Annotated in this window: 21 protein-coding genes; 9 read left to right on the plus strand and 12 right to left on the minus strand. The window is 74.0% G+C overall.

Going from position 1 to position 23976, the window contains the following annotated elements; translation table 11 throughout:
• Window positions 1–40: 40 nt before the first annotated feature.
• The 7 genes from ABT295_RS05580 to rimP form a co-directional block, all read right to left on the minus strand.
• Window positions 41–1012 (minus strand): bifunctional riboflavin kinase/FAD synthetase, encoded by a 972-nt coding sequence (locus tag ABT295_RS05580; RefSeq protein WP_352393410.1) that lies wholly within the window; start codon window positions 1010–1012, stop codon window positions 41–43.
• 44 nt (window positions 1013–1056) lie between these two features.
• The gene (gene truB, locus ABT295_RS05585) at window positions 1057–2061 is read right to left on the minus strand and encodes a tRNA pseudouridine(55) synthase TruB (protein WP_352393411.1); all 1005 of its coding nucleotides are present in this window, start codon (window positions 2059–2061) and stop codon (window positions 1057–1059) included.
• Window positions 2058–2579, minus strand: a complete 522-nt coding sequence (gene rbfA, locus ABT295_RS05590; protein ID WP_352393412.1) for a 30S ribosome-binding factor RbfA — start codon at window positions 2577–2579, stop codon at window positions 2058–2060. The genes truB and rbfA overlap by 4 nt, the downstream gene beginning before the upstream one ends.
• 260 nt (window positions 2580–2839) lie before the next feature.
• Window positions 2840–5800 (minus strand): translation initiation factor IF-2, encoded by a 2961-nt coding sequence (gene infB, locus ABT295_RS05595; RefSeq protein ID WP_352393413.1) that lies wholly within the window; start codon window positions 5798–5800, stop codon window positions 2840–2842.
• 102 nt (window positions 5801–5902) lie between these two features.
• A complete protein-coding gene (locus tag ABT295_RS05600; RefSeq protein WP_352393414.1) occupies window positions 5903–6283 on the minus strand; it encodes a YlxR family protein in 381 nt (126 codons plus the stop codon).
• A gap of 161 nt (window positions 6284–6444) precedes the next feature.
• The gene (gene nusA / locus ABT295_RS05605) at window positions 6445–7464 is read right to left on the minus strand and encodes a transcription termination factor NusA (RefSeq protein WP_352393415.1); all 1020 of its coding nucleotides are present in this window, start codon (window positions 7462–7464) and stop codon (window positions 6445–6447) included.
• On the minus strand, window positions 7464–8138 hold the full coding sequence (gene rimP, locus ABT295_RS05610) for a ribosome maturation factor RimP (RefSeq protein WP_352393416.1): 675 nt from the start codon (window positions 8136–8138) through the stop codon (window positions 7464–7466). The genes nusA and rimP overlap by 1 nt, the downstream gene beginning before the upstream one ends.
• Before the next feature lie 133 nt (window positions 8139–8271).
• On the opposite strand from rimP, the gene ABT295_RS05615 reads away from it, so the two are divergent.
• The 5 genes from ABT295_RS05615 to ABT295_RS05635 all read left to right on the plus strand — a co-directional run bounded on the left by ABT295_RS05615 (window position 8272) and on the right by ABT295_RS05635 (window position 13696).
• Entirely contained in the window at window positions 8272–9228 is a 957-nt protein-coding gene (locus ABT295_RS05615; protein ID WP_352393417.1) for a hypothetical protein, read from the plus strand.
• Window positions 9225–10190 carry an aminoglycoside phosphotransferase family protein gene (locus ABT295_RS05620; RefSeq protein WP_352393418.1) on the plus strand — a complete coding sequence of 322 codons (966 nt, stop codon included), beginning with the start codon at window positions 9225–9227 and terminating at the stop codon, window positions 10188–10190. The genes ABT295_RS05615 and ABT295_RS05620 overlap by 4 nt, the downstream gene beginning before the upstream one ends.
• Before the next feature lie 172 nt (window positions 10191–10362).
• Window positions 10363–11769: an MATE family efflux transporter gene (locus ABT295_RS05625; protein WP_352393419.1), complete on the plus strand. Its 1407-nt coding sequence runs from the start codon at window positions 10363–10365 to the stop codon at window positions 11767–11769.
• Between the two features lie 257 nt (window positions 11770–12026).
• Window positions 12027–12455, plus strand: a complete 429-nt coding sequence (locus ABT295_RS05630; protein WP_352393420.1) for a YciI family protein — start codon at window positions 12027–12029, stop codon at window positions 12453–12455.
• On the plus strand, window positions 12452–13696 hold the full coding sequence (locus ABT295_RS05635; RefSeq protein ID WP_352393421.1) for an RNA polymerase sigma factor: 1245 nt from the start codon (window positions 12452–12454) through the stop codon (window positions 13694–13696). The genes ABT295_RS05630 and ABT295_RS05635 overlap by 4 nt, the downstream gene beginning before the upstream one ends.
• A 49-nt stretch (window positions 13697–13745) precedes the next feature.
• Here ABT295_RS05635 and ABT295_RS05640 read toward each other — a convergent pair whose 3' ends face one another.
• The gene (locus tag ABT295_RS05640) at window positions 13746–14255 is read right to left on the minus strand and encodes a putative immunity protein (RefSeq protein WP_352393422.1); all 510 of its coding nucleotides are present in this window, start codon (window positions 14253–14255) and stop codon (window positions 13746–13748) included.
• Between the two features lie 86 nt (window positions 14256–14341).
• On the opposite strand from ABT295_RS05640, the gene asd reads away from it, so the two are divergent.
• The 4 genes from asd to ABT295_RS05660 all read left to right on the plus strand — a co-directional run bounded on the left by asd (window position 14342) and on the right by ABT295_RS05660 (window position 20068).
• Complete coding sequence (gene asd, locus ABT295_RS05645) at window positions 14342–15196, plus strand: archaetidylserine decarboxylase (RefSeq protein ID WP_352393423.1); 855 nt, start codon at window positions 14342–14344, stop codon at window positions 15194–15196.
• 2 nt (window positions 15197–15198) lie between these two features.
• Window positions 15199–17184 (plus strand): thioredoxin domain-containing protein, encoded by a 1986-nt coding sequence (locus ABT295_RS05650; RefSeq protein ID WP_352393424.1) that lies wholly within the window; start codon window positions 15199–15201, stop codon window positions 17182–17184.
• A gap of 101 nt (window positions 17185–17285) precedes the next feature.
• Complete coding sequence (locus ABT295_RS05655; protein ID WP_352393425.1) at window positions 17286–18101, plus strand: response regulator transcription factor; 816 nt, start codon at window positions 17286–17288, stop codon at window positions 18099–18101.
• A 569-nt stretch (window positions 18102–18670) separates the two neighbouring features.
• A complete protein-coding gene (locus ABT295_RS05660; protein ID WP_352393426.1) occupies window positions 18671–20068 on the plus strand; it encodes an HNH endonuclease signature motif containing protein in 1398 nt (465 codons plus the stop codon).
• Window positions 20069–20188: 120 nt separating this feature from the next.
• On the opposite strand, the gene ABT295_RS05665 is transcribed toward ABT295_RS05660, so the two are convergent.
• From ABT295_RS05665 to ABT295_RS05680, 4 genes are all read right to left on the minus strand, one after another.
• Window positions 20189–20548 (minus strand): hypothetical protein, encoded by a 360-nt coding sequence (locus ABT295_RS05665; RefSeq protein ID WP_352393427.1) that lies wholly within the window; start codon window positions 20546–20548, stop codon window positions 20189–20191.
• 510 nt (window positions 20549–21058) lie between these two features.
• Entirely contained in the window at window positions 21059–21895 is an 837-nt protein-coding gene (locus ABT295_RS05670) for an FAD:protein FMN transferase (RefSeq protein ID WP_352393428.1), read from the minus strand.
• 8 nt (window positions 21896–21903) lie between these two features.
• The gene (locus ABT295_RS05675) at window positions 21904–22509 is read right to left on the minus strand and encodes an FMN-binding protein (RefSeq protein ID WP_352393429.1); all 606 of its coding nucleotides are present in this window, start codon (window positions 22507–22509) and stop codon (window positions 21904–21906) included.
• A gap of 31 nt (window positions 22510–22540) precedes the next feature.
• The gene (locus ABT295_RS05680) at window positions 22541–23959 is read right to left on the minus strand and encodes a ferredoxin reductase family protein (RefSeq protein WP_352393430.1); all 1419 of its coding nucleotides are present in this window, start codon (window positions 23957–23959) and stop codon (window positions 22541–22543) included.
• Window positions 23960–23976: the final 17 nt, after the last annotated feature.

Consider the following 23976-nt stretch of genomic DNA (forward strand, 5'->3'; position numbering starts at 1 on the left):
AGGACGCGCGACGCGCGCGGGGCCCGCGGCCCCCGCGCGGTCAGGAGGGAACGATCGCCGAGAGGATCTCGCGACACCGGTCCACGTCCTGCGCCATCTGCGTCACGAGCGCCTCGATGGAGTCGAACCGCAGCGTCGGCCGCAGGAGCGAGACGAACTCGACGGCCACGCGCTCGCCGTAGAGGTCGAGGTCGGTGCGGTCGAGCACGTAGGCCTCGACGCGCCGCTGGTGCCCGTCGAAGGTCGGGTTGGTGCCGACGGAGACGGCGGCGGGCAGGGCCCGGTCGGTCGCGGACGCGTCGAGGTCGAGGCGCACGAGCCACCCGGCGTACACGCCGTCGGCCGGCACGAGGCCCTCGTGGTCCTGCGAGAGGTTCGCGGTCGGGTAGCCGAGCTCGCGGCCCCGGTGGTCGCCGTGGACGACGGTGCCGCTGACGCGGTGCGGCCGGCCGAGGATCTGCGCGGCGTGGCCGACCTTGCCGGCGAGCAGCTCGGCGCGCAGCTGCGTCGAGCTCCAGCGGGCGCCCTCGACCTCCGCCTCGCCGATGTCGTCGAGCGCCACGACGCCGAAGCCGTGGAGCGCACCGAGCGCCCGCAGCGTCTCGACGTCACCGGAGTTGCGCACGCCGAAGCGGGTGTCCTTGCCGACGACGACCGCGCTCGCGTGCAGGGCGTCGACGAACGTCGCACGCACGAAGTCCTCGGGCGTCTGCTGGGCGAACTCGGTCGTGAAGCGCAGCACGAGGACGGCGCCCACCCCGACGGAGGCCAGCGCGTCGAGCCGCTGCTCGAGCGACATCACCGCGGCCGGCGCGCGGTCGGGGTAGAGCACGGCGACCGGGTGCGGCTCGAAGGTGACCGCCACCGGCAGGGCTCCCCGCTCGGCGGCCTCGCGCACGACGCGCGTCAGCACCTCGCGGTGCCCGCGGTGCACGCCGTCGAAGTTCCCGAGGGTGACGACGGTCGGGCCGAGGTCGGCCGGGATGTCGTCGAGTCCGTACCAGCGCTGCACGGCGACCACTGTAGTGGCCCCCTCGTCGGGGTCGCGCACGCCGGTCAGCCCTTCGGGCCCGCGGGCGCGAAGACGACCTTCGCCCGCGCCGTCGCCCGGGTCTCGTCGAGCACCGCGACGAGGCGACCGTCGGGGTCGAGGGCCGCGACCGCGTCCTCGCCGACGACCGCGCTCGCGATGCGCTGCCCGTGGCCGAGGCGCACGGCCTCGGCCGCCGTGATCTCGTGCACCGGCAGCTGCGCGCGCGCCGCCTCGGCGATCGGGAGCAGAGGTATGCCGGCAGGCCCCCGGGCGTCCGCGTGCGCCTCCGTGGTTGCCTCCGTCGTCGCCTCCGTCGTCGCCTCGCCGGCCAGCGCCTCGAGCTCGTCGAGCGAGTGCGCGCCGTCGAGGCCGAACCGTCCGACGCGCGTGCGGCGCAGCGCGGTGAGGTGACCGCCGACGCCGAGCGCGGCGCCCAGGTCGCGCGCGAGCGCCCGCACGTAGGTGCCCGACGACACGTCGACGACGACGTCCACGTCGACGACGTCGAGGAGGCCGCCGTCGGCATCCGGCGTCGTCGACCGGCGCACGGCGAGCACGTCGAAGCGGCTGACCGTGACCGGCCGGCCCGGGAGGTCGACGGTGTCGCCCTGGCGCACGCGGGTGTAGCTGCGCACGCCCTTGACCTTGATCGCGCTGACGGCGCTCGGCACCTGCTCGATGTCACCCGTGAGTGCCGCGACGGCGGCCGGCAGGGCCGCCTCGAGCGCGTCGGCGTCGGCCACCCCCGTCGTCGCGGTCGCCTCGCCCTCGGCGTCGTCGGTGAGGGTCGCGACCCCGAGGCGGATCGTCGCCTCGTAGGACTTGTCGCAGCCGACGAGGAAGGTGAGCAGCTTGGTGCCCCGGTCGACGCCGAGCACGAGCACGCCCGTGGCCATCGGGTCGAGCGTGCCCGCGTGGCCGACCCGCCGCGTGCGGCAGAGCCGGCGCGCCCGGGCGACGACGTCGTGGCTCGTCCAGCCGGCGGGCTTGTCGACGACGAGCAGGCCGCCCGGGGCGGCGTCGCTCATCGGGCGTCGACGCCCTGGCCGCGTGCGGCGTCCCCGTCGGCCGCGTCGGCCGCGTCGGCGGCGTCGTCGTCCACGTCGTCCTCGTCATCGGCGTCGTGGTCGACGGGCTTGCGGTACGGGTCGGCGTCGCCGGCGTGCTTGGCGTTCGCGGCCGCCCGGGCGAGCTCCTCGTCGCGCAGGCGCGTCTGGGCGAGCAGGTCCTCGAGGTGCGCGGCGCCCTCGGGCAGCGCGTCGGCGATGAACTCGAGCGAGGGCGTCAGGCGGATGCCGATGCCCTTGCCGACGGCCGAGCGGATGCGGCCGCGGTTGGCCTCGAGGATCTCGGCCGTGGCCGCGCGCTCCTCGTCGGAGCCGAAGACGGTGTAGAAGACCGAGGCGTGCTGCAGGTCGCCGGTGACGCGCGCGTCGGTGATGGTGACGAAGCCGAGGCGCTCGTCCTTGATCCGGTGCTCGAGGTACTCGGCCACGATGACCTTGATGCGGTCTGCGACCTTGCGGGCGCGGGGGTGGTCAACCATGACGACCTCTCTCTCATCGATGTGGTGCGCCGGCCCCGGGGGCCGACTGACCAACCCTAACGGCGCCGGCGCGGTGCCCCGACACCCGCCCGCACCGGCCGGCCACCACGCGTGGCGGCACGGGCGCGCGCGACGGCCGACCCGGCATACGGCTTGGCATATGGCCCGGGGAACGGCCCGGGGAACGGCGACGGCGCCGACCCCCGAGGGGGCCGGCGCCGTCGCGCTGTCGTGCTGGTCGTGCGTCTGACGCCGGGACGTCAGGCGCGCGGCTTCTCGCGCATCTCGTAGGTGGCGATGAGGTCACCGAGCTGCAGGTCGTTGTACGACCCGAGGTTGATACCGCACTCGAAGCCCTCGCGGACCTCCGTGACGTCGTCCTTGAAGCGGCGCAGACCGGCCACCTCGACGTTCTCGGACACCACGACACCGTTGCGGGTGATGCGGGCCTTCGAGCCACGCTTGATCTCGCCGCTGCGCACGATCGAGCCGGCGATGTTGCCGAACTTGCTCGAACGGAAGATCTCGCGGATCTCCGCCGTGCCGAGCTCGACCTCCTCGAACTCCGGCTTGAGCATGCCCTTGAGCGCCGCCTCGACCTCGTCGATGGCCTGGTAGATCACCGAGTAGTAGCGGATCTCGACGCCCTCGCGCTCGGCGTAGTCGGCGTTCTGGCCCTCGGCCCGGACGTTGTAGCCGATGATGATGGCGTTCGAGGCCATCGCGAGGTTGATGTTGTTCATCGTGATCGCGCCGACACCACGGTCGATGATGCGCAGGTCCACGTCGTCGCCGACGTCGATCTTGAGCAGCGCGTCCTCGAGCGCCTCGACCGAGCCCGACACGTCACCCTTGAGGATGAGGTTGAGGGTCTCGACCTTGCCCGCCGCGAGGGCCTCGTTGAGGTCCTCGAGCGAGATGCGCTTGCGGGCCTTGGCAAGCACGGCCTGGCGGTCGGCCGCCTCACGCCGCTCGGCGATCTGGCGGGCCGTGCGGTCGTCCGGCGCCACGACGAACGTGTCGCCGGCGCGCGGCACCGAGCTGAGACCGAGCACCTGCACCGGGCGGGACGGACCCGCCTCGTCGACGTTGTTGCCGTGCTCGTCGAGCATGGCACGCACGCGGCCGTACGCCGAGCCGGTGACGATCGAGTCACCGACGTGCAGCGTTCCGGTCTGCACGAGCACCGTCGCGGTCGCACCACGGCCACGGTCGAGGTTCGCCTCGATCGCGACGCCGCGGGCCTCCTTCTCCGGGTTGGCCCGGAGGTCGAGGGCCGCGTCCGCCGTGAGGAGGACCGCCTCGAGGAGGCTGTCGATGTTCTGACCCTGGCGGGCCGAGACGTCGACGAACATCGTCTCGCCGCCGTACTCCTCCGCGACGAGGTTGTACTCGGTCAGCTGCTGGCGCACCTTGGCCGGGTTGGCACCCTCGACGTCGATCTTGTTGACGGCCACCACGATCGGCACGTCGGCCGCCTGCATGTGGTTGAGCGCCTCGATCGTCTGCGGCATGACGCCGTCGTCGGCGGCGACCACGAGGATCGCGATGTCGGTCACCTTGGCACCACGGGCACGCATGGCCGTGAAGGCCTCGTGACCCGGGGTGTCGATGAAGGTGATCGCACGCTCGACGCCCTCGTGCTCCCGGTGCACCTGGTAGGCACCGATGTGCTGCGTGATGCCGCCGGCCTCGCCTGCGACGACGTCCTCGTTGCGGATCGCGTCGAGCAGTCGCGTCTTTCCGTGGTCGACGTGGCCGACGACGGTGACGACGGGCGGACGGGCCTCGAGGTCCTCGTCGTCCTCGCCCTCGATGCCGGTCTCGAGGTCGATGTTGAAGGAGTCGAAGAGCTCCTTCTCCTCCTCCTCCGGGGAGACGACCTGGATGTCGTAGCCGAGCTCGGCGCCGAGCACCTTGAAGGTGTCCTCGTCGAGCGACTGCGTCGCCGTGGCCATCTCACCGAGGTGGAAGAGCACGGTGACGAGGGCGCCGGGGTTGGCGTTGATCTTGTCGGCGAAGTCGCTGAGCGACGAGCCACGACGCACGCGCACGACGGTGGAGCCGTTGCCACGGGGGACGCTGACGCCACCCAGGCTCGGCGCCTGCATCTGCTCGAACTCCTGGCGCTTCGCGCGCTTGGACTTGCGGCCTCGCACCGGACGACCGCCACCGCGGCCGAAGGCACCTGCCGTCGAGCCACGACCGCCGCCGCCACCGCGGGGACCGCCGAAGCCGCCGGGACGACCGGGGGCGCCACCGGGGCCACCACCGAAGCCGCCACGACCACCGGCACCACCGGGGCCACCACGGCCCGGGCCGCCGGCCGGGCGCTGGCCCGGACGACCGACGGTGCTGCGCTCCGGCATCATGCCGGGGCTGGGGCGCGGACCGCCGGGACGCGGCGCGCCACCGGCAGCACCACCGGGACGACCGCCCGCGGGGGCACCGGGACGCGGTGCGCCACCGGGTGCACCGGGGCGCTGGCCGCCGGGGCCACCCTGGCCGCCGGGACGCGACTGCGGACGCGGCATGCCCTGGCTCGGGCTGAACGGGTTGTTGCCCGGACGCGGAGCGGCGTCGCCACCGGGGCGCGGCGCACGGGTCTGGCCCATGCCCTGGCTCGGGGCGAACGGGTTGTTGCCCGGACGCGGCTGGCCCGGACGGGGCGCCGGACGCGGCGAGGACGGCACGCCGGAGGTCTGCTGACCACCGTCGCGGCTGGACTGCACCCGGCCGGGGGCCGGCGCAGCCGCCGCCGGAGCGGCGGGGGCAGCGGGAGCCGGCGCGGACGGAGCCGGCGCCTTGGGTGCCGGGGCAGCCGGGGTCGCCGAGGGCGCGGACGCCGCCGGGGCGGCGGGAGCGGCCGGGGCAGCAGTGTCACGCGCGGCCGGGGCCGCGGGGGCCGGAGCCGGCGCGGCGGGAGCGGCGGCCGCAGGCGCAGCCGGCGCGGGCGCCGACGGCCGGGCGGCCGACGGCGTGGACGTCTGGGGCGCGGCGGGTGCCGCGCTCGTGGGGGCAGCCTTGGGGGCTGCCGGCTTCGTGCCGCCACCGGACGAGCCTTCCCTCGGGAAGGTCTCGATGATCTTGCGGACGACGGGGGGCTCGATGGTCGACGATGCCGACCGGACGAACTCTCCCTGGCTCTTCAAGTGTGCGAGCAGGGTCTTGCTCTCGACTCCGAGCTCCTTGGCGAGCTCGTAGACCCGGACCTTAGCCACATTTCTCCTGTCTCGGTCCGGCCTGAACAGGAAGTGGCCGAACCGTGGGTTATCGCTGGGGCTTGCTCATCGCTGAGTACTCATCGGGTGCTCATAGCGTTTTCAACCCGCCTCGTGGTTCGTTGACTGATCTCTGACTGATCCGGCGCGCCCGTTCGCGGGTCGTGCCGGTGCGTGCTGCTCGTGGTGGAGACCGAGGTGTCGCGCGACCGCGCTCACGTCCAGGGCGACCTGCAGGCGCAGGGCACGACCGAACGCCTTGCGGCGCACTGCCAGCTCGAAACACTCGGGCGTCGGGTGCAGCCACGCACCACGTCCCGGCATCCGGTGTCGTGGGTCGGGACGGAGCGTGGCGGGAGGGGTGCTCCCGGGGTGCTCGTCCGTCGCCGCGACCACTCGCAGCAGGGCCGACCAGCTATCCGTTCCTCGACATCCCACACAGGTGCGGGATGGCTCGTCGCGGAGTCCAGTCCGGTCGGCCACACATCAGTCTACCGCGTCACCGCCGCGGGGCGTGCCACGGGTCGTCACGGACCGCCGATGCGCCCGGGATGTCCCGTATGCCGCGTGCAGCGGGGCGTGTGCCGCCCGCCCCGGGCGCGCGGCGGGCCCACGCCCACACCCTCGGGCGGGCGGCCGGCGGGTCAGGAGCTTGCGGCGGGCGCCTCGGTGTCGGGGCGGATGTCGATGCGCCACCCGGTGAGCTTGGCGGCGAGGCGGGCGTTCTGACCCTCCTTGCCGATCGCGAGGCTCAGCTGGTAGTCGGGCACGACGACGCGGGCCGTGCGGGCCGACGCGTCGACGATCTCGACGGACTGCACCCGGGCGGGCGACAGCGCGGCCGCGACGAAGGTGGCGGGGTCGTCGGCGTAGTCGACGATGTCGATCTTCTCGCCGCGCAGCTCGGTCATGACGGCGCGCACGCGGGCGCCCATCGGGCCGATGCACGCGCCCTTGGCGTTCACCCCGGCGACGCGGCTGTGCACGGCGATCTTCGTGCGGTGGCCGGCCTCGCGGGCGAGGGCCGCGATCTCGACCGTGCCGTCGGCGATCTCGGGCACCTCGAACTTGAAGAGGGTGCGCACGAGGTTGGGGTGGGTGCGCGACAGCCCCACCTGCGGGCCCTTCGGCCCGCGCTTGACGCTGACGACGAAGCAGCGCAGGCGCTCGCCGTGCACGTAGCGCTCGCCGGGCACCTGCTCGGCCAGGGGCAGGATGCCCTCGACCGTGCCGAAGTCGACGAGGACGTTCCGGGGGTCCTGGCTCTGCTGGATGATGCCGGAGATGACGTCGCCCTCGCGGCCCTTGAAGTCGCCGAGGATCGCCTCGTCCTCGAGGTCGCGCAGGCGCTGGACGATGACCTGGCGCGCCGTGGAGGCCGCGATGCGGCCGAAGCCCACCGGCGTGTCGTCGTACTCGGGCCCGGGCTCGCCGCGCCGGGGGCGCTCGCCCTCCTCCGTCACCGGGAGCAGCTCGCCCTCCTCGCGGGCCCACACGACGACGTGGCCCGTCTTGCGGTCGAGCTCGACGCGCGCGATGCGCTGGCTGCCGTCGGTGCGGTGGTAGGCGACGAGGAGAGCCTGCTCGATGGCCGGGATGAGCACGTCGAGGCTGATGTCGCGCTCCCGCTCCAGGGCGCGCAGGGCTGCGAGGTCGATGTCCATCAGATGTCCCTTTCCGGTGCGGACGGCGCGTCCGCGTCGTTCTCGTCGTTCTCGTCGTTCTCGTCGTTCTCGTCGTTCTCGTCGTTCTCGTCGTTCTCGTCGTTCTCGAGCAGCCCGTCGTGCTCGTCGTGCTCGTCGGCGTGCTGGCCGTCGGCGTCGCCCGTGGCGCCCGGACGGGTGAACTCGACCTGCACGGTCGCGCGCTGCACGCCGTCGAGGTCGAGCTCGACGCGGCGCGCCGCGGTCTTGCGCGTCGCCGGCACGTCGAGCACGAGCCGGTCGCTGCCCACCTCGGCGAGACGGCCGGTCTCGGTGCCCTCCGCGTGGGCCACCTCGACGAGCCGGCCGACCTGGCGACGCAGCTGGTCGCGCGAGGTCAGGGTGCGGCCCACACCGGGCGAGGAGACCTCGAGCACGTAGGGGGCCTGGCCCATCACGTCGCTCGCGTCGAGCTCGTCGCTCACGGCGCGGGTGGCCTCGGCCACGGCGTCGAGCGAGAGCGGCGGCACGGGGCTCGTGGTGTCCGCGACGTCGAGGGCGCTGATGTCGGTGTCGACGAGCACGCGCACGAGCCGGCGCTTGCCGGCCGGCGACACGGAGACGTCCTCGACGACGAGCCCGAGGGGCCCGAGCACGGGCTCGAGCGCCGCTCTGATCTGCTGGGCCGTGCTCATGCGTCGACGCCTCCTGCTCTTCTCGAATGTCCGGCGCCAGAGCCCTTTCGCAGGGATCCGTCGTCGCGTGCCCTCCACTCTATCGGCGTCGGGGGGTCCTCGCCGACCACCGCCGCCGTGCGAGGATCTGCGCATGGACGGCGACACCCGTGGGCTCGGGGCACGGGTGGGTGGGGGTCGCAGCACTCCGTCGCGGCGTCTCGTCCTGCTCGGCGGCGCCGGTTCGATCGCCCTCCTCGCCGGCTGCGGGTTGCGTCTCGACCTCCCCCAGCCGCCCCCTCCCGTGCCGACGCGTCGCCCGGCCACCGACGAGTCGTTGCTGCTCGCCGTCGTCACCGACGTCGCAGGTCTCGTCACCGCCGCGGGTCAGGTCCTCGCCCGCGGCGACGACCCCGACGCCTCGACGCTGCGCACGGTGCGTGCCGTGCGCTCGGTGCTGCGCTCGCAGCTCACCGTCGTGCGCGGCCGCCTCACCAACGCCGGGGTGCCGACCCGCACCGTCGACGCGGCGGCGCGGGCCGTCCCCGGCACCGCCGCCGTGCGCAGCGCCCCCGCCCTCGCATCGCGCCTCGACGCCGTCGGGGCCGCGCAGTGGCAGCGCGTCGCGGCCGCGTCCGCCGACACCCGACGACTGCTCACGACGGCGTATGCCGCCCGCCTCGCCTCCGGGGTGCTGCTCGGTGGCGACGTGGCCCTGAGCGCCCCCAGCCCCGCCCGGCCCGCGGTCGTGGCCCGCACCCAGCCCCTCGTCTACGCCTTCGAGGTCGTCGCGGCGCAGAGCTCGGGGCGCCAGCGCCGTACCGCGGAGACCACCCTCGAGGCGTTGACCCGGCTCGAGGCCGCGGTGTCGGGCTCGGGCACGAACCCGCCGGCCGGGTGGTCCCTGCCCTTCCCGGTGACGTCGTCGGCCGACGCGAGCAGGCTCGCCACCCACACCCTCTCGGCCGCCGTCGAGACCACCGCCTCGCTCGCCGGCACGAGCCCGACCGCCGCCGCCCTCGAGGACGTGGCGCGGTGGAGCGCCCACGTGCAGGCGCTCGCGACCCGCTGGGACCTGCCCCTGACCGCCTTCCCGGGAGCCACCACGTGAGCTACGACCCGATGTACGACCTCATCCCCGCGCACTTCGCCCACGCGGTGAGCGGCTACGAGCCGGACGGCTACCTCTCCGGCGACGACTGGATCGACGAGCTGCCCGGACTCATCCGGGCGCTGCTCGCCGAGTGGGAGCTCGAGCCCGTCGGGCGCAGCGAGAGCGGCGTGTGCGCCGTCGCCGTCCCGGTGCGCCTGCTCGGCGCCGGGCGCGACGCCGTCGGGGTGAGCGGCGAGGCGGTGCTCAAGATCTCCTGGCCGCACCCGGAGGCGGCCACCGAGCACCTGGCGCTGCAGGCGTGGGACGGCCGCGGCGCGGTGCGGCTCGTGCGGGCCGACCCCGCGCGCTTCGCCCTGCTGCTCGAGCGCGCCCACACGCGCGACCTCTCCCGCGTCGAGGTCGACGACGCGTGCGGCGTCATCGGCGACCTGCTGGCCCGGCTCGAGCGGCCCGCGCACGCCCGCGTGCCGAGCCTGACGGCATACGCCCACCGACAGGCGGAGGAGCTGCGCGCGGCCCCGGCGGTGCTGCCGCGTCGCTACCTCGACCAGGCCGCGTCGCTCGCGACCGAGCTCGTCGGGCGCGGCGCCCCGGAGCGACTGCTGCACACCGACCTGCACTACACGAACGTCCTTGCCGCCTACCGCGAGCCGTGGCTCGCGATCGACCCCAAGCCGATGAGCGGCGACCCCGCCTTCGAGGTGGCGCCCGCGCTGTGGAACCGCGCGGACGAGCTCGGCACCGGCTCGCAGATCCGCTGGTCGCTGCGGCGGCGGCTCGAGATCATCTGCGAGCGCGCCGGGATCGACGAGGAGCGGGCCCGGGCCTGGACCATCGTGCGCGAGGCCGACAACGCGGTCGACGCCGCGCAGGGCCTCACGGGCGACGACGCGGCCGACGCGTGGGCCCACGACCGGATCAGCCTGGCCGTCATGATCATCAAGGCGATGAACGACTGACCGACGCCCGCGCACGTCCCGCACGGGGGTCGCGCCGACGGCGGCCCGCCATCGCTCCGGACCGTGTCGGGCGGTGGTTCGGCGCACCCGGTCAAATCGTTTCGACTCCAGCGGCCCGAACACCTACGCTGGGACGCGCCGCCCCTGACGACCGACGCCGAAAGCCGTGCCCATGCCCCGCCCCGCCCTGTCCGCGTTCCGTGCTGCCCGAACGGTCCCGCCGACACCGGCCCGTGAGATCGCGCGCATCGCCGTGCCCGTGAGCATGGAGTTCGTGCTCATGCTCGTGCTCAACTTCGTCAACCAGATCGTCGTCGGCGGCCTCGGCGCCACCGCGATCGCGGCGGTCGGCTTCAGCAACAGCCTCACGTTCATCCTCGCCGTCACCCTCGGCTGCCTCGGCACCTCGGTCAGCATCCTCGTCGCGCGGGCGCACGGGGCGGGCCGCCGGGACGCCCTCGACCACACGGTCACCGCGGCGCTGCTCGTCGCGCTCGTGCTCGGCGCCGTCGTGTCCGTCGTGCCCTGGTTCTTCGCCGACCACCTCATGGGTCTCGTCGGCGCGTCACCCTCGGTGGCGGCGGCCGGCACCGACTACTTCCGCCTCACCGTGCTGGCCACCCTGCCGGTCATGCTGAGCGCGATCCTCTCCGGTGTGCTCCGCTCGGCCGGACGCCCGACGAGCCCGATGATCGCGACCATGGTCACGGTCGTCGCCAACTCGGCGATCGCCTACTCCCTCGTCGTCGGGCTCGGCCCGCTCCCCTCGCTCGGGGTCGCGGGCGCGGGCTGGGCGACCCTCGTCACGGCGGTGGCCAAGGCCCTCATCCTGCTGGCGATGACGTTCCGCCGCGGCGGCGTCGTCGGCTGGAGCCTGCCCGACACCGCGCTCCAGTGGCGCGCGGTCGTCGTGCCGCTCTTCGTCCTCGCGCTCCCCCTCGGTGTCACCGAGCTCTTCTGGACCGTGGGCACCTTCCTCTACAACGTCGTCTTCCAGCAGCTCGGCGACGCGGCCCTCGCCGCCGCGCAGATCGTCACGACGCTCGAGGGCGTCTTCGTCGTCGGCAGCATCGGGCTGATGAGCGCGACGACGACCCTCGTCGGGCGCTCGGTCGGCCGCGGCGACGTCGCCGACGCGACCGCCTGGGTGCGGCGCCTCACCCGCGCGGGCATCGGCACCGCCGCGATCTTCGGCGTCCTCTTCGCCGCCTCGGTGCTGCTCCTCGACGTCCTGTTCGGCGAGGCGGGCCGCGACGTGCGCGTCATGGCCGGTGTCGGCATCCTCATCAACGCCGCCTTCCAGGTCGTCAAGGTGCGCAACATGATCGTCGGCGCCGGCGTGCTGCCGAGCGCGAACGACGTGCGCGGCGTCATCCTCGGCGACGTCGTCGGCGCCTTCGTGGTCGGCCTGCCGCTCGCCGTGCTCCTCGGCCTGCACACGCCTCTCGGCTACGTCGGCATCTTCGTGGCCCGCATCGTCGAGGAGCTGGCGAAGCTCGCGATCTTCACGTGGCGGGCCCGGCGGATCCGCTGGGAGTCGCTCGTGACCCAGCGCTCGGACGTCGCGGCCGCGGCCTGACGCTCTTCGCGACGCGTCGGTGTGCGGGGGCCGCGCGGTCCCGGGTCGGCCCGACGTCGCCGGACCCACCGTCCGGGCGCGCGGGCGGCTAGTTTCACGGGAGGCTGTCGCATCCGACCCACCCCGTTCGTGGAGAGGGTGGACGGCGGCCGACCGGACCGCCGCAGCCGCGGGCCGCAGGGCCCGTCGCACCCCGAGGAGCGTGCCATGACAGAACACCTCATCACCGTCGACGACGAGCGGGTGCAGCCGCACCCGTGCGACCCGCCGCGCCCGACCGAGCCGGGGCGCTGACCGGCATGGCGCGCTACCTGCTGGCCGTCTACGGCCCGGACGAGCCGGGCGAGTTCGGGTCCTACCCCTCGAGGGAGGCGATGCTCGAGTCGTTCGCCGACACCGGAGCCTTCAACGAGATGCTCGAGCGACGCGGCCACCTCGTCTTCGCCGACGGGCTGGAGCCCGCGTCGACCGCGACGACGGTCGACGGTCAGGGTGCGAAGCCGGTGCTCAGCGACGGGCCCTACCTGGAGACGAAGGAGCACCTCGGCGGGTTCTGGGTCATCGAGGCCCCCGACCTCGATGTCGCGCTCGACCTCGCCGGCCAGGCCAGCAAGGCGTGCCGCGGCACCGTCGAGGTGCGCCCCTTCCGCTCGGCCGAGTCGGTCCGGGCGCTCGTCGAACCGTGACGTCCGACGCCGTCGACGAGGCGCTCACCCGGGTGCACCACGAGGAGTGGGCCCGGGTGGTCGCGGGGCTCGCGCGCCGCTTCCGCGACCTCGACCTCGCCGAGGAGGCGGCCGCCGAGGCCTTCGCCGCGGCGGCGGAGCGCTGGCCGCGCGACGGCGTGCCGCCCAACCCCGGCGGTTGGCTCGCGACGACGGCTGCGCGCAAGGCCATCGACTGGCTCCGCCGCGAGGCCCGGCGCGGCCCCAAGCACGAGGCGGCCCTGATGATCCACGACGACGCCCCACCGCCGTCGAGCGGACCGGTGGACGACGACCGCCTCCGCCTGCTGTTCACCTGCTGCCACCCGGCGCTGTCCCTGGAGGCCCGCGTGGCCCTGACGCTGCGACTCATCTGCGGCCTCACCGTGGCCGAGATCGCCCGCGCCTTCCTCGTGCAGGAGACGGCGATGGCGCGGCGCATCACGCGCGCCAAGGCCAAGATCGCGGCCGCGCACATCCCCTACCGGGTGCCCTCGTCGGACGACATCCGCGACCGGCTCGGCGGAGTCCTCGCCGTCGTCTACCTCGTCTTCAACGAGGGCTACCTCGCGAGCGACGGGGCGGACATGGTGCGGGTCGACCTCTCCGACGAGGCGATCCGCCTCGGTCGCCTGCTGCGCACGCTGCTGCCCGACGACGGAGAGGTGGCCGGGCTGCTCGCGCTCATGCTCTTCGCGGATGCCCGCCGCGCAGCTCGTGTGTCGCGCACCGGTGAGCTCGTCACGCTCGCCGAGCAGGACCGCGGCGCGTGGGACCGCGACCTCGTCGCCGAGGCGGAGTCGTTGGTGCAGGAGCGGATCCGGGCCGTCGCAGCAGGCCGGGACGTGGCGGGGCGCTACCAGGTGCAGGCGGCGATCAGCTCGCTGCACACGGCCGCCCCGACCGCGCAGGACACCGACTGGTCGGCCGTCGTCGCGCTCTACACGCGGCTCGCGGTGCTCGACCCGTCGCCCGTCGTGCGGCTCAACCGGGCCGTCGCGGTCGCCGAGCTCGACGGCCCCGACGTCGGACTCGCCGAGATCGACCCGCTCGCAGGCGTGCTCGAGGGATACCACGCCTTCCACGTCGCCCGGGCCGAGATGTTGCGCAGGCTCGGGCGCAGCGGCGAGTCGCAGACGGCATACGACCGCGCGATCGCGCTCGCGGGCAACCCGGCCGAGCGCGCCCACCTCACGCGACGCCGCGATCAGCTCACCGGCTGAGGACCACGCTGCACGCTCGACGAGGACCTCGCCCGGGCGACGGGCAGGGTCACGACGAGAAGGCGTTCCAGCAGATGGCGTCCCGGCGCTCCTGGTCCTCGAGGACGAGGGTGCGCACGGACTCGTCGAGCCGGGCCCGTTGCCAGTCGCGCTCGCGACGGCCCGCGGACCCGTCCGTGGGGTGCGCGGCCCGCACCGCACGGATCGCGTAGGCGGCCGCGCCGAGGTCGTGCTCGGCGACGTGCCCGACGCACGCCGCCTGCCCGGCGGCGTAGGCCGCGAACCGCGGCGCGCCCCGCAGCGGTCGCGCCGCCGCCATCGCGTGCCCGCCGAGCGCACGGGCCTGCATCATCGGGAGCTCCCCGCGCGCCCAGGCCCGGGCGGCCTCGACCGCGGCGCGAGGTCGCCCGTCCCCGGGCCGCTCGCCCTCGAAGAGGTCGAGCACGTGCTCCGCGCAGTCGGCCGCCCACCGGGCCAGGCGATGGTGGTCGTCGTCGGTCAGCGTGCCGCCGCGGCGGATCGTGACGAGGCGTGGGTCCCGCACCGCGGGGAGGATCATGGGCCAACCCTGCCACCACCAACCCTGCCACCACCGGCCGGCCGTGGCCGGACGCTCGGTGCCCGGGCACATTGTTAGGGTCGATCATGCTCGGACGCCTCCTCATCCTCCTGCTCTCGGTGCTGCCCAAGCACACCCTCAGCCGCGGCGCCGGCTGGCTCGCGACCCGACCGATCCCTCGTCCCCTGCGTGGTCGCGTGCACCGCGGCTACAGCCGGGTCTTCGGGGCACGGCCCGAGGAGGCCGCGCTGCCGCTCGAGGAGTACCCCACGCTCAACGCCTTCTTCACCCGCACGCTCAAGCCGGGCCTGCGGCCCGTGGCGGACGCGGCGATCGTCTCCCCCGTCGACGCGACCGTGGGCGCCTACGGGAGGGTCGAGGCCGACACGCTCGTGCAGGCCAAGGGCCGCGACTACTCGCTCACCGCCCTGCTCGGCAGCCGCGAGCTTGCCGACCGCTATGAGGGGGGCACCTACGCCACCCTCTACCTCTCGCCCAGCGACTACCACCGCATCCACGTGCCCCTGTCGGGCCGCATCACCGCGGCGACCTACATCCCCGGCGAGCTGTGGCCGGTCAACGTGGCCGCGGTCGCCAACGTCGCCAACCTCTTCGCCGTCAACGAGCGCATCGTCGTCGACCTGGAGACCGTGTCGGGCGGCCGTCTGGCCGTTGTACCGGTGGGGGCGACGATGGTCGGGATGACGCGTCTCGCCTTCGACGACGCCGTGCACACGAACGCGCGGCGGCGCGAGGTCCAGAGCCGCAGCTACGACCCGCCGGTGCGCGTCGAGACCGGTGATCCCTTGGGCCACTTCGAGTTCGGGTCGACGGTCGTGCTCGTCTGCTCGCCCGACGCCGGCTCCATCGACCCCCTGACGCCCGGAGCGACCGTGCGCGTGGGCGAGCGTATCGGCGCGCCCGGCGTGGGCGGCGAGTGACCGTGGCCAACCGACTCGCACACGCGACGAGCCCCTATCTCCTGCAGCACCAGGACAACCCGGTCGACTGGCGGGAGTGGGGCGAGGAGGCCTTCGCCGAGGCGCGCCGGCGGAACGTGCCGATCCTCCTCTCCGTCGGCTACGCCGCCTGTCACTGGTGCCACGTCATGGCCCACGAGTCCTTCGAGGACGACACCGTCGCCGCGGCCCTCAACGACCGCTTCGTGCCGGTCAAGGTCGACCGCGAGGAGCGTCCCGACATCGACGCGGTCTACATGTCAGCAGTCACCGCCACGACCGGACACGGCGGGTGGCCGATGACGGTCTTCCTGACGCCGCAGGGCGATCCGTTCTTCTGCGGCACCTACTTCCCCCGCGACCACTTCCTGCGGGTGCTCGCCGCCCTCGACGAGGCGTGGCGCACGCGCGAGGAGGAGGTGCGCGCCTCCGGCACCCACATCGCGACGTCGCTCGCCGAGGCGCTGCAGCCCCCGAGCCCGTATGCCGTCGAGCCCGGCGCGCTGTCGTCCGCCGTTGAGATCCTGGCGCGCCAGTTCGACCACCAGAACAAGGGATTCGGCGGCGCTCCGAAGTTCCCGCCGTCGATGGTGCTCGAGTTCCTGCTGCGCCACCACGCCCGGACGGGCGAGGCCGACGCCCTCGCGATGGCGGTGCAGACGCTCGAGGCGATGGCCCGCAGCGGCATGTACGACCAGCTGGCCGGCGGGTTCGCGAGGTACGCCGTCGACGCCGGCTGGGTGGTGCCGCACTTCGAGAAGATGCTCTACGACAACGCGCTCCTGCTGCGCGCGTGCACCTCGTGGTGGAAGGCCACGGGCGACCCGTTCGCCGAGAAGGTGGTGCGTGAGACGGCCGAGTTCGTCCTCACCGAGCTCGCCACCGACGAGGGCGGGTTCGCGTCGTCGCTCGACGCCGACGCCGACGGTGTCGAGGGGCTCACCTACGCGTGGACGCCGGAGCAGCTGCACGACGCCCTCGGGGCGGACGCCGACCGGGCGGCCGAGCTCTTCGGCGTCACCCCCGAGGGCACCTTCGAGCACGGTGCCTCGACGCTGCAGCTGCCGGCCGACGCCACCGACCCCGAGTGGTTCGCGGGGGTGCGCGCCCGACTGCGCGCCGCCCGGGACCTCCGGCCGCAGCCGGGGCGGGACGACAAGGTCGTCACGTCGTGGAACGGTCTCGCCGTCTCGGCCCTCGCGGGGGCCGGCGCGGCCCTCGGGGAACCCGGGTGGGTCGCGGCCGCGAGCCGGTGCGCCACGCACCTGCTCGACGTGCACGTCGTGGACGGCGAGCTGCGCCGGGCCTCGCGGCGTGGCGTCGTGGGAGCGGCCCGGGCGGTCGCCGACGACCACGGCAACCTCGCCGAGGGGCTGCTCGTACTCCACCAGGCGACGGCCGAGGTGCGCTGGCTGGACGCCGCGCGCCGGGTCCTCGGCGCCGCGCGCGCCTTCGCGGCCGAGGACGGCGGCTTCCATGACACGGCGGAGGGCGCGGAGCAGCTCTACCTGCGCCCCCGGAGCGCGGCCGACAACGCCGAGCCGTCGGGCCAGGCGGCGCTCGCCGGCGCCCTCGTCACGCTCGGCGCCCTGACGGGTGACGCGGACGCCCTCCGTGCCGGCGCCCGGGCGACGGAGGCCGGCCTCGGGCTCGCCGTCCGCGAGCCACGGTTCGGCGGGTGGTCGCTGGCCGTGGCCGAGGCGCTCGTCGCGGGTCCGCTGCAGGTGGCCGTCGTCGGCACCGGCGAGCGGGCCGACCGCCTCGTGGAGTGCGCCCGACGGTCACCCAGCCCCGGGCTCGTGGTCGTGCACGGGGAGCCCGACGCCCCCGGCATACCGCTGCTCGCGGGGCGACCGCTCGTCCGTGACGGTGGGGTCGCGTACGTGTGCCGGGGCGTGGTGTGCGGGCTGCCGGCGACCGAGGTGGAGGCGCTCCGAGCCCAGCTCTCTGCGCCGCCGGCTCCGCGCTGACGAGCCCGCGGCCCGCCGGGCGCGGGGCGTCGTGGGACAACACGCGGGCCCAAGATGCGGTTGGTGTAGGGCAAAGTCCGACATTCTGCAAGAATCAACCCATGATGGGTTCAGCACGCACCGCGGTCGTCGTCGAGGACGACGACGACATCCGCGAGCTCATCACGCACAGCCTCACGATGCAGGGGTTCGAGGTCAGGACCGCGGCCTCCGGGCAGGCGGGCGTCGAGCTCGTCATGGCGAGCGACCCCGACCTCGTGACCCTCGACCTCGGGCTGCCCGACCTGGACGGCATCGAGGTCTGTCGGCGCGTGCGTGACGTGAGCACCGCCTACGTGGTCATGATCAGCGCTCGCACCGACGAGATCGACCGCCTCATGGGGCTCGAGATCGGCGCGGACGACTACCTGACGAAGCCGTTCAGCCCGCGCGAGCTGCAGGCCCGGGTCAACGCGATGTTCCGGCGGCCCCGTGCCGCGCGCAACGAGGACCCCGCCGACGCCGCTTCGACCCCTTCGGCGACCGGCGCACGCGCCGACAACGGTCAGGTCGCGGCCGCCGAGTCGTCCGCGGCGTCCGCCGTCGCCGTCGACGAGGGACCGGCCCTGACGCGTCACGGCCGCCTGGCCGTCGACCCGGAGAGCCGCGTCGTCACCGTCGACGAGCAGGAGGCCGACCTCACGCGCACCGAGTTCGACCTGCTCGCCATCCTGCTGAGCGCTCCGCGCCGCGTGTGGTCGCGGGCCGTCCTCCTCGACAGCCTGTGGGGACCGGGCTGGAGCGAGGAGCACCTCGTCGAGGTCCACGTCGGCAACCTGCGCCGCAAGCTGAGCAAGCTGGGCCCGGCCGGCGGTCGCGCACCCATCCGCACGGTGCGTGGCGTGGGCTACCGCATGGAGGAGCCCGACGCGTTCTGAGCCCGACGCGTGCTGAGCCCGACCTCCCGGCCCGGACGTGTCGGACCGGGGCCTGTGGATGAGCGCCGAGGACTGTCGGTGGTCGCCGCTAGCGTGAGGTCATGGCAAGGGAAAACGAGACGCTCGAGCTCCTGAGGAGCCGGCTGGCCGCCATGGAGGCGGACCAGCACTCCCGGGCCGAGGGCGTCCCGAGCCCCTTCTGGGAAGGCATCACCGTCGGTATGCCGGCACCCTCCCCCGCGGCCACCTCCGGCACCGCGCCCGCCACGACGGACACCGACGCGACCTCCGCATCGCCGGGCCAGGGCGAACGGAAGGCTCGTCAACGCGCCCGCCAGATCGCCCCCGAGACCCGGCCGGTGCAGCGCGGCCACGGACCGTTCTCCGACCTGCCCCTCGCGCGCCTGCAGGACGCCGCACGTCTTGAGGACCTCGGCCGACCCCTACCGACGTCCGGGCCAGCGTCCGGGCCAGCGTCCGGACCGACGTCCGGGCCAGCGTCCGGGCCAGCGTCCGGGCCAGCGTCCGGACCGACGTCCGGGCCGACGCCCGGGCCGACGGTGCACCGGATGGGGCAGCAGCTCGGACCGGACGGGTTCGAGGCCATGGTCGACGACCCCGACTGGCTGCGCGCCATGGACGCCTACGCCGACCACCGCGCCGAGCAGATCGCCCGCGGCACCTACACCCCCACCTTCGAACCCGACGTCGGCATCCAGACCGACGCCCTCCTCGGCGCACCCCTGACCCGCCACCACGCACCCGACCTGACCCGCATGGCCGAATGGGTCACCCACCAACGCGCCAGCCACGAGATCACCCTCCTCGGCATCCTCACCGAGCTCACCGCCCGCGGCACCCAGCCACCCGAGGGCCTCTCCCGCATCGACTGGCTCCGCGCCCACGACGCCACCCTCACCGCCGGCCAGGCCCGCGCCTTCACCACCGTCGCCACCGCCTTCGCCGACACCTGCACGCACGCTGACACCAGCCCCACCGACGCCGGCACGCCTGGCATGAACGACAACGCCAGCGGCCGGTGGGCGCGGCTGCGGCTGCTCGTCACCACCGGCCTGGTCACCGTCGCCAAGGCCGCCCAGATCATCGACTTCCACACCCGCACCGCCCCCGTCGCCGACCCCGACGACCTCACCACCGCCCTGACCGACCTGACCGAGCACGCCACCCGACTCCGCCCCGAAGAGCTCGCCCAGCTCGTGCGCCACCACACCGAGCAGATCCGCCCACCCCGCGACGAGGACGCCCTCGACCGGCGCCGCCGCAACGCCCGCGGTCTCTGGTTCGACCAGCCCACCCCGACCGGCATGGTCGGCATGCGTGCGACCCTCGATCCCGAGGCGGCCGCCATCCTGCACGCCGCCATCGACCCGCTCTCCGCGCCCGCCCCGACCACCGACGAGCAGGGTCACACCGAGCTGGACGAGCGCACCGCCGCCCACCGCAGACTCGATGCCCTCACGACCATCGTCCAGCGGGGTGTCGCCGCGGCCGACGGGGTGCCCGTCACCGACAAGAGCAAGGTCGTCGTCATCCTCGACTACGACACCCTGGTCGGTCAGGGCCCCGGTGCCGCACGGACGCTCACCGGCCAGGTCCTCTCCGCCGGGGTGGCCCGCCGCCTCGCCTGCGACGCCGGCATCATCCCCGCCGTCCTCGGCAGCGAGAGTCATCCCCTCGACGTCGGGCGCACTCGCCGCCTCTTCACCCCCACGCAGCGACTGGCGCTGACACTGCGTGACAAGGGATGCAGCTACCCCGGCTGCAGCGTGCCTGCCACCTGGTGCGACGCGCACCACGTGACCCACTGGGTCCACGGCGGCGCCACCACCACCGACAACGGCGCCCTGCTCTGCCCCCGGCACCACACCACCGTGCACGAGCTCGACCTCGCCGCGACGATCACCCAGCGCGGGGTCGTCTGGCACGTCGGCACGGCCCATCCCTGACGGCGGCGCCCCGCACCCCGCCCAACCGGGCGGGGCCACCGGCGTGTCGAGACGCGGACGCACCGGCCGGTTGGTTCGGACGAGGCCAGGCTCGCGGACCGAGCTCGGGAGCGCCGGTGCTCAGCCGGGCTGCACCGACCAGGCGAGGTCGAGGTGGGCGCGGAGGGCCGAGCGGGCCGCAGCCGCGAGACCGGCGAGGCGGGCGCCGCGCACGCGGGCCAGCTCGGCCTCGCCGCGCCGTACGGCCTCGATGACGCACAGGACGGCCGACTCGAGGCGCATGAGGCCGACCGTGCACGACGAGACGCGCAGGCTCAGCAGGACGTCCATGGCCGCGACCTCGTCGCGGCTCTCCAGCGCGGTCTCGGCGCGCGAGAGGCGCGAGTCGAGCATCCGGAGGTAGGTGTTGGCGATCGAGCGGGCGAGGTCCTCGCTCTCGAGCTCACAGGCGAGCCGGGCGAGCGCCAGCGGGTCGAGCACGCACGTGGACGGTTGGGAGCATCCGCTGCATCCCACGCACACGGTGTCCGGCGCTGCTTCGAGACCCACCGCCGACTCAGCGGCCACGAGCGGTGGCATGACGCACCGCACTGCCGCCCGGTCGCACCGCGCGCACTGCGCGATCGCCTGGGCGGCGGGGTCCGGACGAACGTGCCGGGCCCGGGGCGGACGCACCTCCCACCTGGTGGCCCGCCCCGGCCCAGTTTCCTCCCCCCACCGGAGTCCTCGAGGTGGCCCGCCGACCGGGGAGGGCGCCAAGGCCGCGCATCGTCACCGCAGGGTCGATGGTGATGCTGCTGGTCATGGCGCTCCTTCCCCGGATCGGCGGGCCCTCGCCCGAAGGTCTCTGTGTCCAGCAGGCTCAGCCCCCCAGCCGTTCCTGCTGCTGAGGAAGACTCTGCTCCGCCAAGCGCAAGACGCACGACCCGCAGGGCGCAGGTTTCCCGCAAGAAAGGTGCAAGCCCGATCGACGGCGAGCCAGGACGGCCGCTAGAGCGCCGTGGACCGGTAGTCGGGCGCCGCCGCGGCGAACGCCTCCCGGGTCGCCGAGCCCCCGACGAAGAGCGCGGTGGCCCAGATGTCGGCCCACAGGAGCGTCGGGCCGGTCACGGTCACCGATCCCGGGCGGCCCACGAGCTCGCCGGCCGCCGGGTCGTAGAGGTGCGCGCCCCGGGCCGCCGTGCCGGACGTCGCCACCGCCCCGCGCGACAGGGTCAGCGTCGTCGCGATGCGGGAGCGGTCGGACGGGTCCTCGACCCCGACGCGCCACGAGATCTCGCCGGGCCCGCTCGACGGCAGGTCGGGGTGCGCACCGACGAGGATGTCGCCGCCGGCGTTGATGCAGTACGAGATGCCGCGCAGCGCGCTGAGCGGCGCCGAGGCGAGGTCGACCGCCCAGCCCTTGACCAGACCCGTCGGGTCGAAGGCGAGGTCCCCCTCGCCGGTCGGCAGCAGCGTCGTGAACGCGCCGCGGGTCAGCACCTCGGCCTCCTGCCCGATGCGCAACGACTCCTCCACGAGCGGGCTGCACTGAGTGATGCCGACCTCCTCGCGGCGCAGCCGCATGAGGTCCGAGTCCAGCCGGTACGTCGAGAACACGGAGTCCATCTCGCGCAGCACCCGGAACGCCTCGGCGACGGCCTGCTGCGCCGGCACCTCGTCGACGCCCGTGCCCCGCAGGTGGATGCTGACGGGCATCCCCATGATGTGCTCCACCCAGGCCCGTCGCTGCGGCGGGCCTGCTGCCGGTTCCGCGCTCTTCGCGGCATCCATCCTGGGCTCCTTGGTCACCTGCGTGGTCGTGGTCGGCGTCGGCTGTGTGTTCACGGCCGAACTCAGAGGTTGGCCTGGTCGATGGCGGACTGCAGCGACTGCGTGTAGCCCTCCCACGTGTAGGTGGCGCCCGAGACCACGTCGATCTGTGCCGACTGGGCGTCGACGGCCTCCTGGTTGTAGACGGGGACCGCCTGCGAGTTGATCATCTGGTCGTGGCGGTCGTTCCACGGCACCTGGAGGACGTCGGCAGCCGTGATCTTGCCGTTCTCCACGGTGATCTGCACCTGGACGTTGCCGAAGCGCGTCATCACGGCGTCACCGGCATACGTCTTCGTGGCGCTCGACGCCCCCGAGCCGGAGGCGCTCGACCCGCTCGAGCCGCTCGAGCCGCTCGAGCCGCTCGACCCGGAGGCGTCAGACGAGCCGGACGAGTCGGAAGACCCCGACGTGCTCTCGTCGGCGGCCGGCTCCTGTCCCGCGGAGTCGGAGGAGCTCGCCGAGGAGGAGCCCGAGCCCGACCCGGTGCTCTCCGACGTCTTGCTCGTCGTGGTCACCTGGCGGGTCTCGGCGGCCACGACGGGTGAGGAGCTGCGGGAGGTGCTGTAGCTGAAGAGGAGGACGAGCACGGTCACGGTGCTCATGGCCCAGAGGACGACGCGTCGCATGGAAGGCTCGTTTCGGTTCTGTTTCGAGGGGTCAGTAGGTGAAGCGCTCGGAGTGGATCGCCTCGGCCGGGACGCCTGCCTCGTGGGCGGCGGCGACCACGGCGTCCATCCAGCGGGGATGACCGCAGACGTAGACGTCGCGCTCGGCGATGTCGGGCACGATGCGGGTCAGGGCCTCGGAGTCGCCGAGGTGGCTCGAGTCGACGGGCAGCCAGCTCGCCCGCTCGCGGTTGCGGTGCCCGACGACCGCGACCACGCGCCCGCCCTTGGCCCGCGCGAGGTCGAGCAGCTCGTCGGCGAGCACGATGTCGGCCTGGCTGCCGACGCGGTAGATGACGACGACGCCGTCGGGCGACGCCGGCAGCTCCTCGAGGATCGCGCGCAGCGGCGTGATGCCCATGCCGGCGCCGACGAGCACCGTCCTGACCTGCGTGCGGACCCCCGTGTGCAGGCGTCCGTAGGGGCCCTCGAGGAGCACCCGGGTGCCGGGCCGCAGGGTGGCGAGCCGCGCGCTGGAGTCGCCGACGGCCTCGGCCGTGATCCGCAGCGACCGGCCGTCCGGGGCCGCGGAGAGGGAGTAGGGGTTGGCCCGGGTCCATCCCGGCCCGTCGAGGAAGCGCCACTGGAAGAACTGGCCGGCCCGCACGGGCAGCCGGTCGAGCCGGCGACCCGTCATGACGACCGAGGTGACGGTGGGCGACTCGGCGACGACCTCCGAGACGACCAGGCGGTGCCGGCGTGACCGCACCACGGGCAGCACGACCCGGTAGGCGAGCACGGCGGCGAGCGACGCGGCATACAGGCCCCACCAGAAGATGGTGGCGACAACGTTGCCCCGGAAGTCCTGCCCGGTCCAGAGCTGGTGCGGCAGCGCCAGTCCCGCGCCGAGGTAGGCGTAGAGGTGGAGCAGGTGCCACGACTCATAGCGGAGGCGGGCGCGCGCCTTCCTGATCGACGTGACGACGACCATGACGAGGGCCACGGTCCCGGCGAGCGCGAGGAGCATGCCGGGCGAGTGCAGCACCTGGTCGACGAAGGTGGCGACGACCCCGAGGTCGGTCCCCGCGCTGTAGCCGATCGTCACGAGCACGATGTGCACGACCATGAGGTTGAACGAGGTGAACCCGACGAGGCGGTGCACGCGGGCGAGCTCGTCCTGGCCCCAGGCCTGCTCGACGACCGGGATCCGGGCCATGAGGAGCACCTGCTGGAGCATCAGCACCGATGCGATGAGCCCGCTCAGGCGACCGACGTTGGTGACGCCCTCACCGAGCGAGCCGAAGGCGCTCAGCCCACCGCCGGCGACCCACAGGGCGACGACGAAGAGGATCGTCGCCCAGGCGAACACGGCGGTGGCGTCACGCCACCAGGCGGGCGTCGGGCGGACGGCGTGGCGCTGCGCGGCCGGCACCGAGAGGTCGCGGCTCTCGGGGAGGGCGAGTGAGGTCATGGCACTCAGGTTCGCGA

Source organism: Terrabacter sp. NPDC000476, from assembly GCF_040300125.1.
In the GTDB taxonomy this organism is placed as follows: domain Bacteria; phylum Actinomycetota; class Actinomycetes; order Actinomycetales; family Dermatophilaceae; genus Terrabacter.

Excerpts from the sequence above, each read along its gene's own strand:
- ABT295_RS05625 (WP_352393419.1), top strand. The coding sequence starts at position 10,363 with ATGCCCCGCCCCGCCCTGTCCGCGTTCCGTGCTGCCCGAACGGTCCCG.
- ABT295_RS05640 (WP_352393422.1), bottom strand. The coding sequence starts at position 14,255 with ATGATCCTCCCCGCGGTGCGGGACCCACGCCTCGTCACGATCCGCCGC.
- truB (WP_352393411.1), bottom strand. The coding sequence starts at position 2,061 with ATGAGCGACGCCGCCCCGGGCGGCCTGCTCGTCGTCGACAAGCCCGCC.
- rbfA (WP_352393412.1), bottom strand. The coding sequence starts at position 2,579 with ATGGTTGACCACCCCCGCGCCCGCAAGGTCGCAGACCGCATCAAGGTC.
- ABT295_RS05660 (WP_352393426.1), top strand. The coding sequence starts at position 18,671 with ATGGGGCAGCAGCTCGGACCGGACGGGTTCGAGGCCATGGTCGACGAC.
- rimP (WP_352393416.1), bottom strand. The coding sequence starts at position 8,138 with ATGAGCACGGCCCAGCAGATCAGAGCGGCGCTCGAGCCCGTGCTCGGG.
- ABT295_RS05675 (WP_352393429.1), bottom strand. The coding sequence starts at position 22,509 with ATGCGACGCGTCGTCCTCTGGGCCATGAGCACCGTGACCGTGCTCGTC.
- ABT295_RS05680 (WP_352393430.1), bottom strand. The coding sequence starts at position 23,959 with ATGACCTCACTCGCCCTCCCCGAGAGCCGCGACCTCTCGGTGCCGGCC.
- nusA (WP_352393415.1), bottom strand. The coding sequence starts at position 7,464 with ATGGACATCGACCTCGCAGCCCTGCGCGCCCTGGAGCGGGAGCGCGAC.
- ABT295_RS05615 (WP_352393417.1), top strand. The coding sequence starts at position 8,272 with ATGGACGGCGACACCCGTGGGCTCGGGGCACGGGTGGGTGGGGGTCGC.
- asd (WP_352393423.1), top strand. The coding sequence starts at position 14,342 with ATGCTCGGACGCCTCCTCATCCTCCTGCTCTCGGTGCTGCCCAAGCAC.
- ABT295_RS05655 (WP_352393425.1), top strand. The coding sequence starts at position 17,286 with ATGATGGGTTCAGCACGCACCGCGGTCGTCGTCGAGGACGACGACGAC.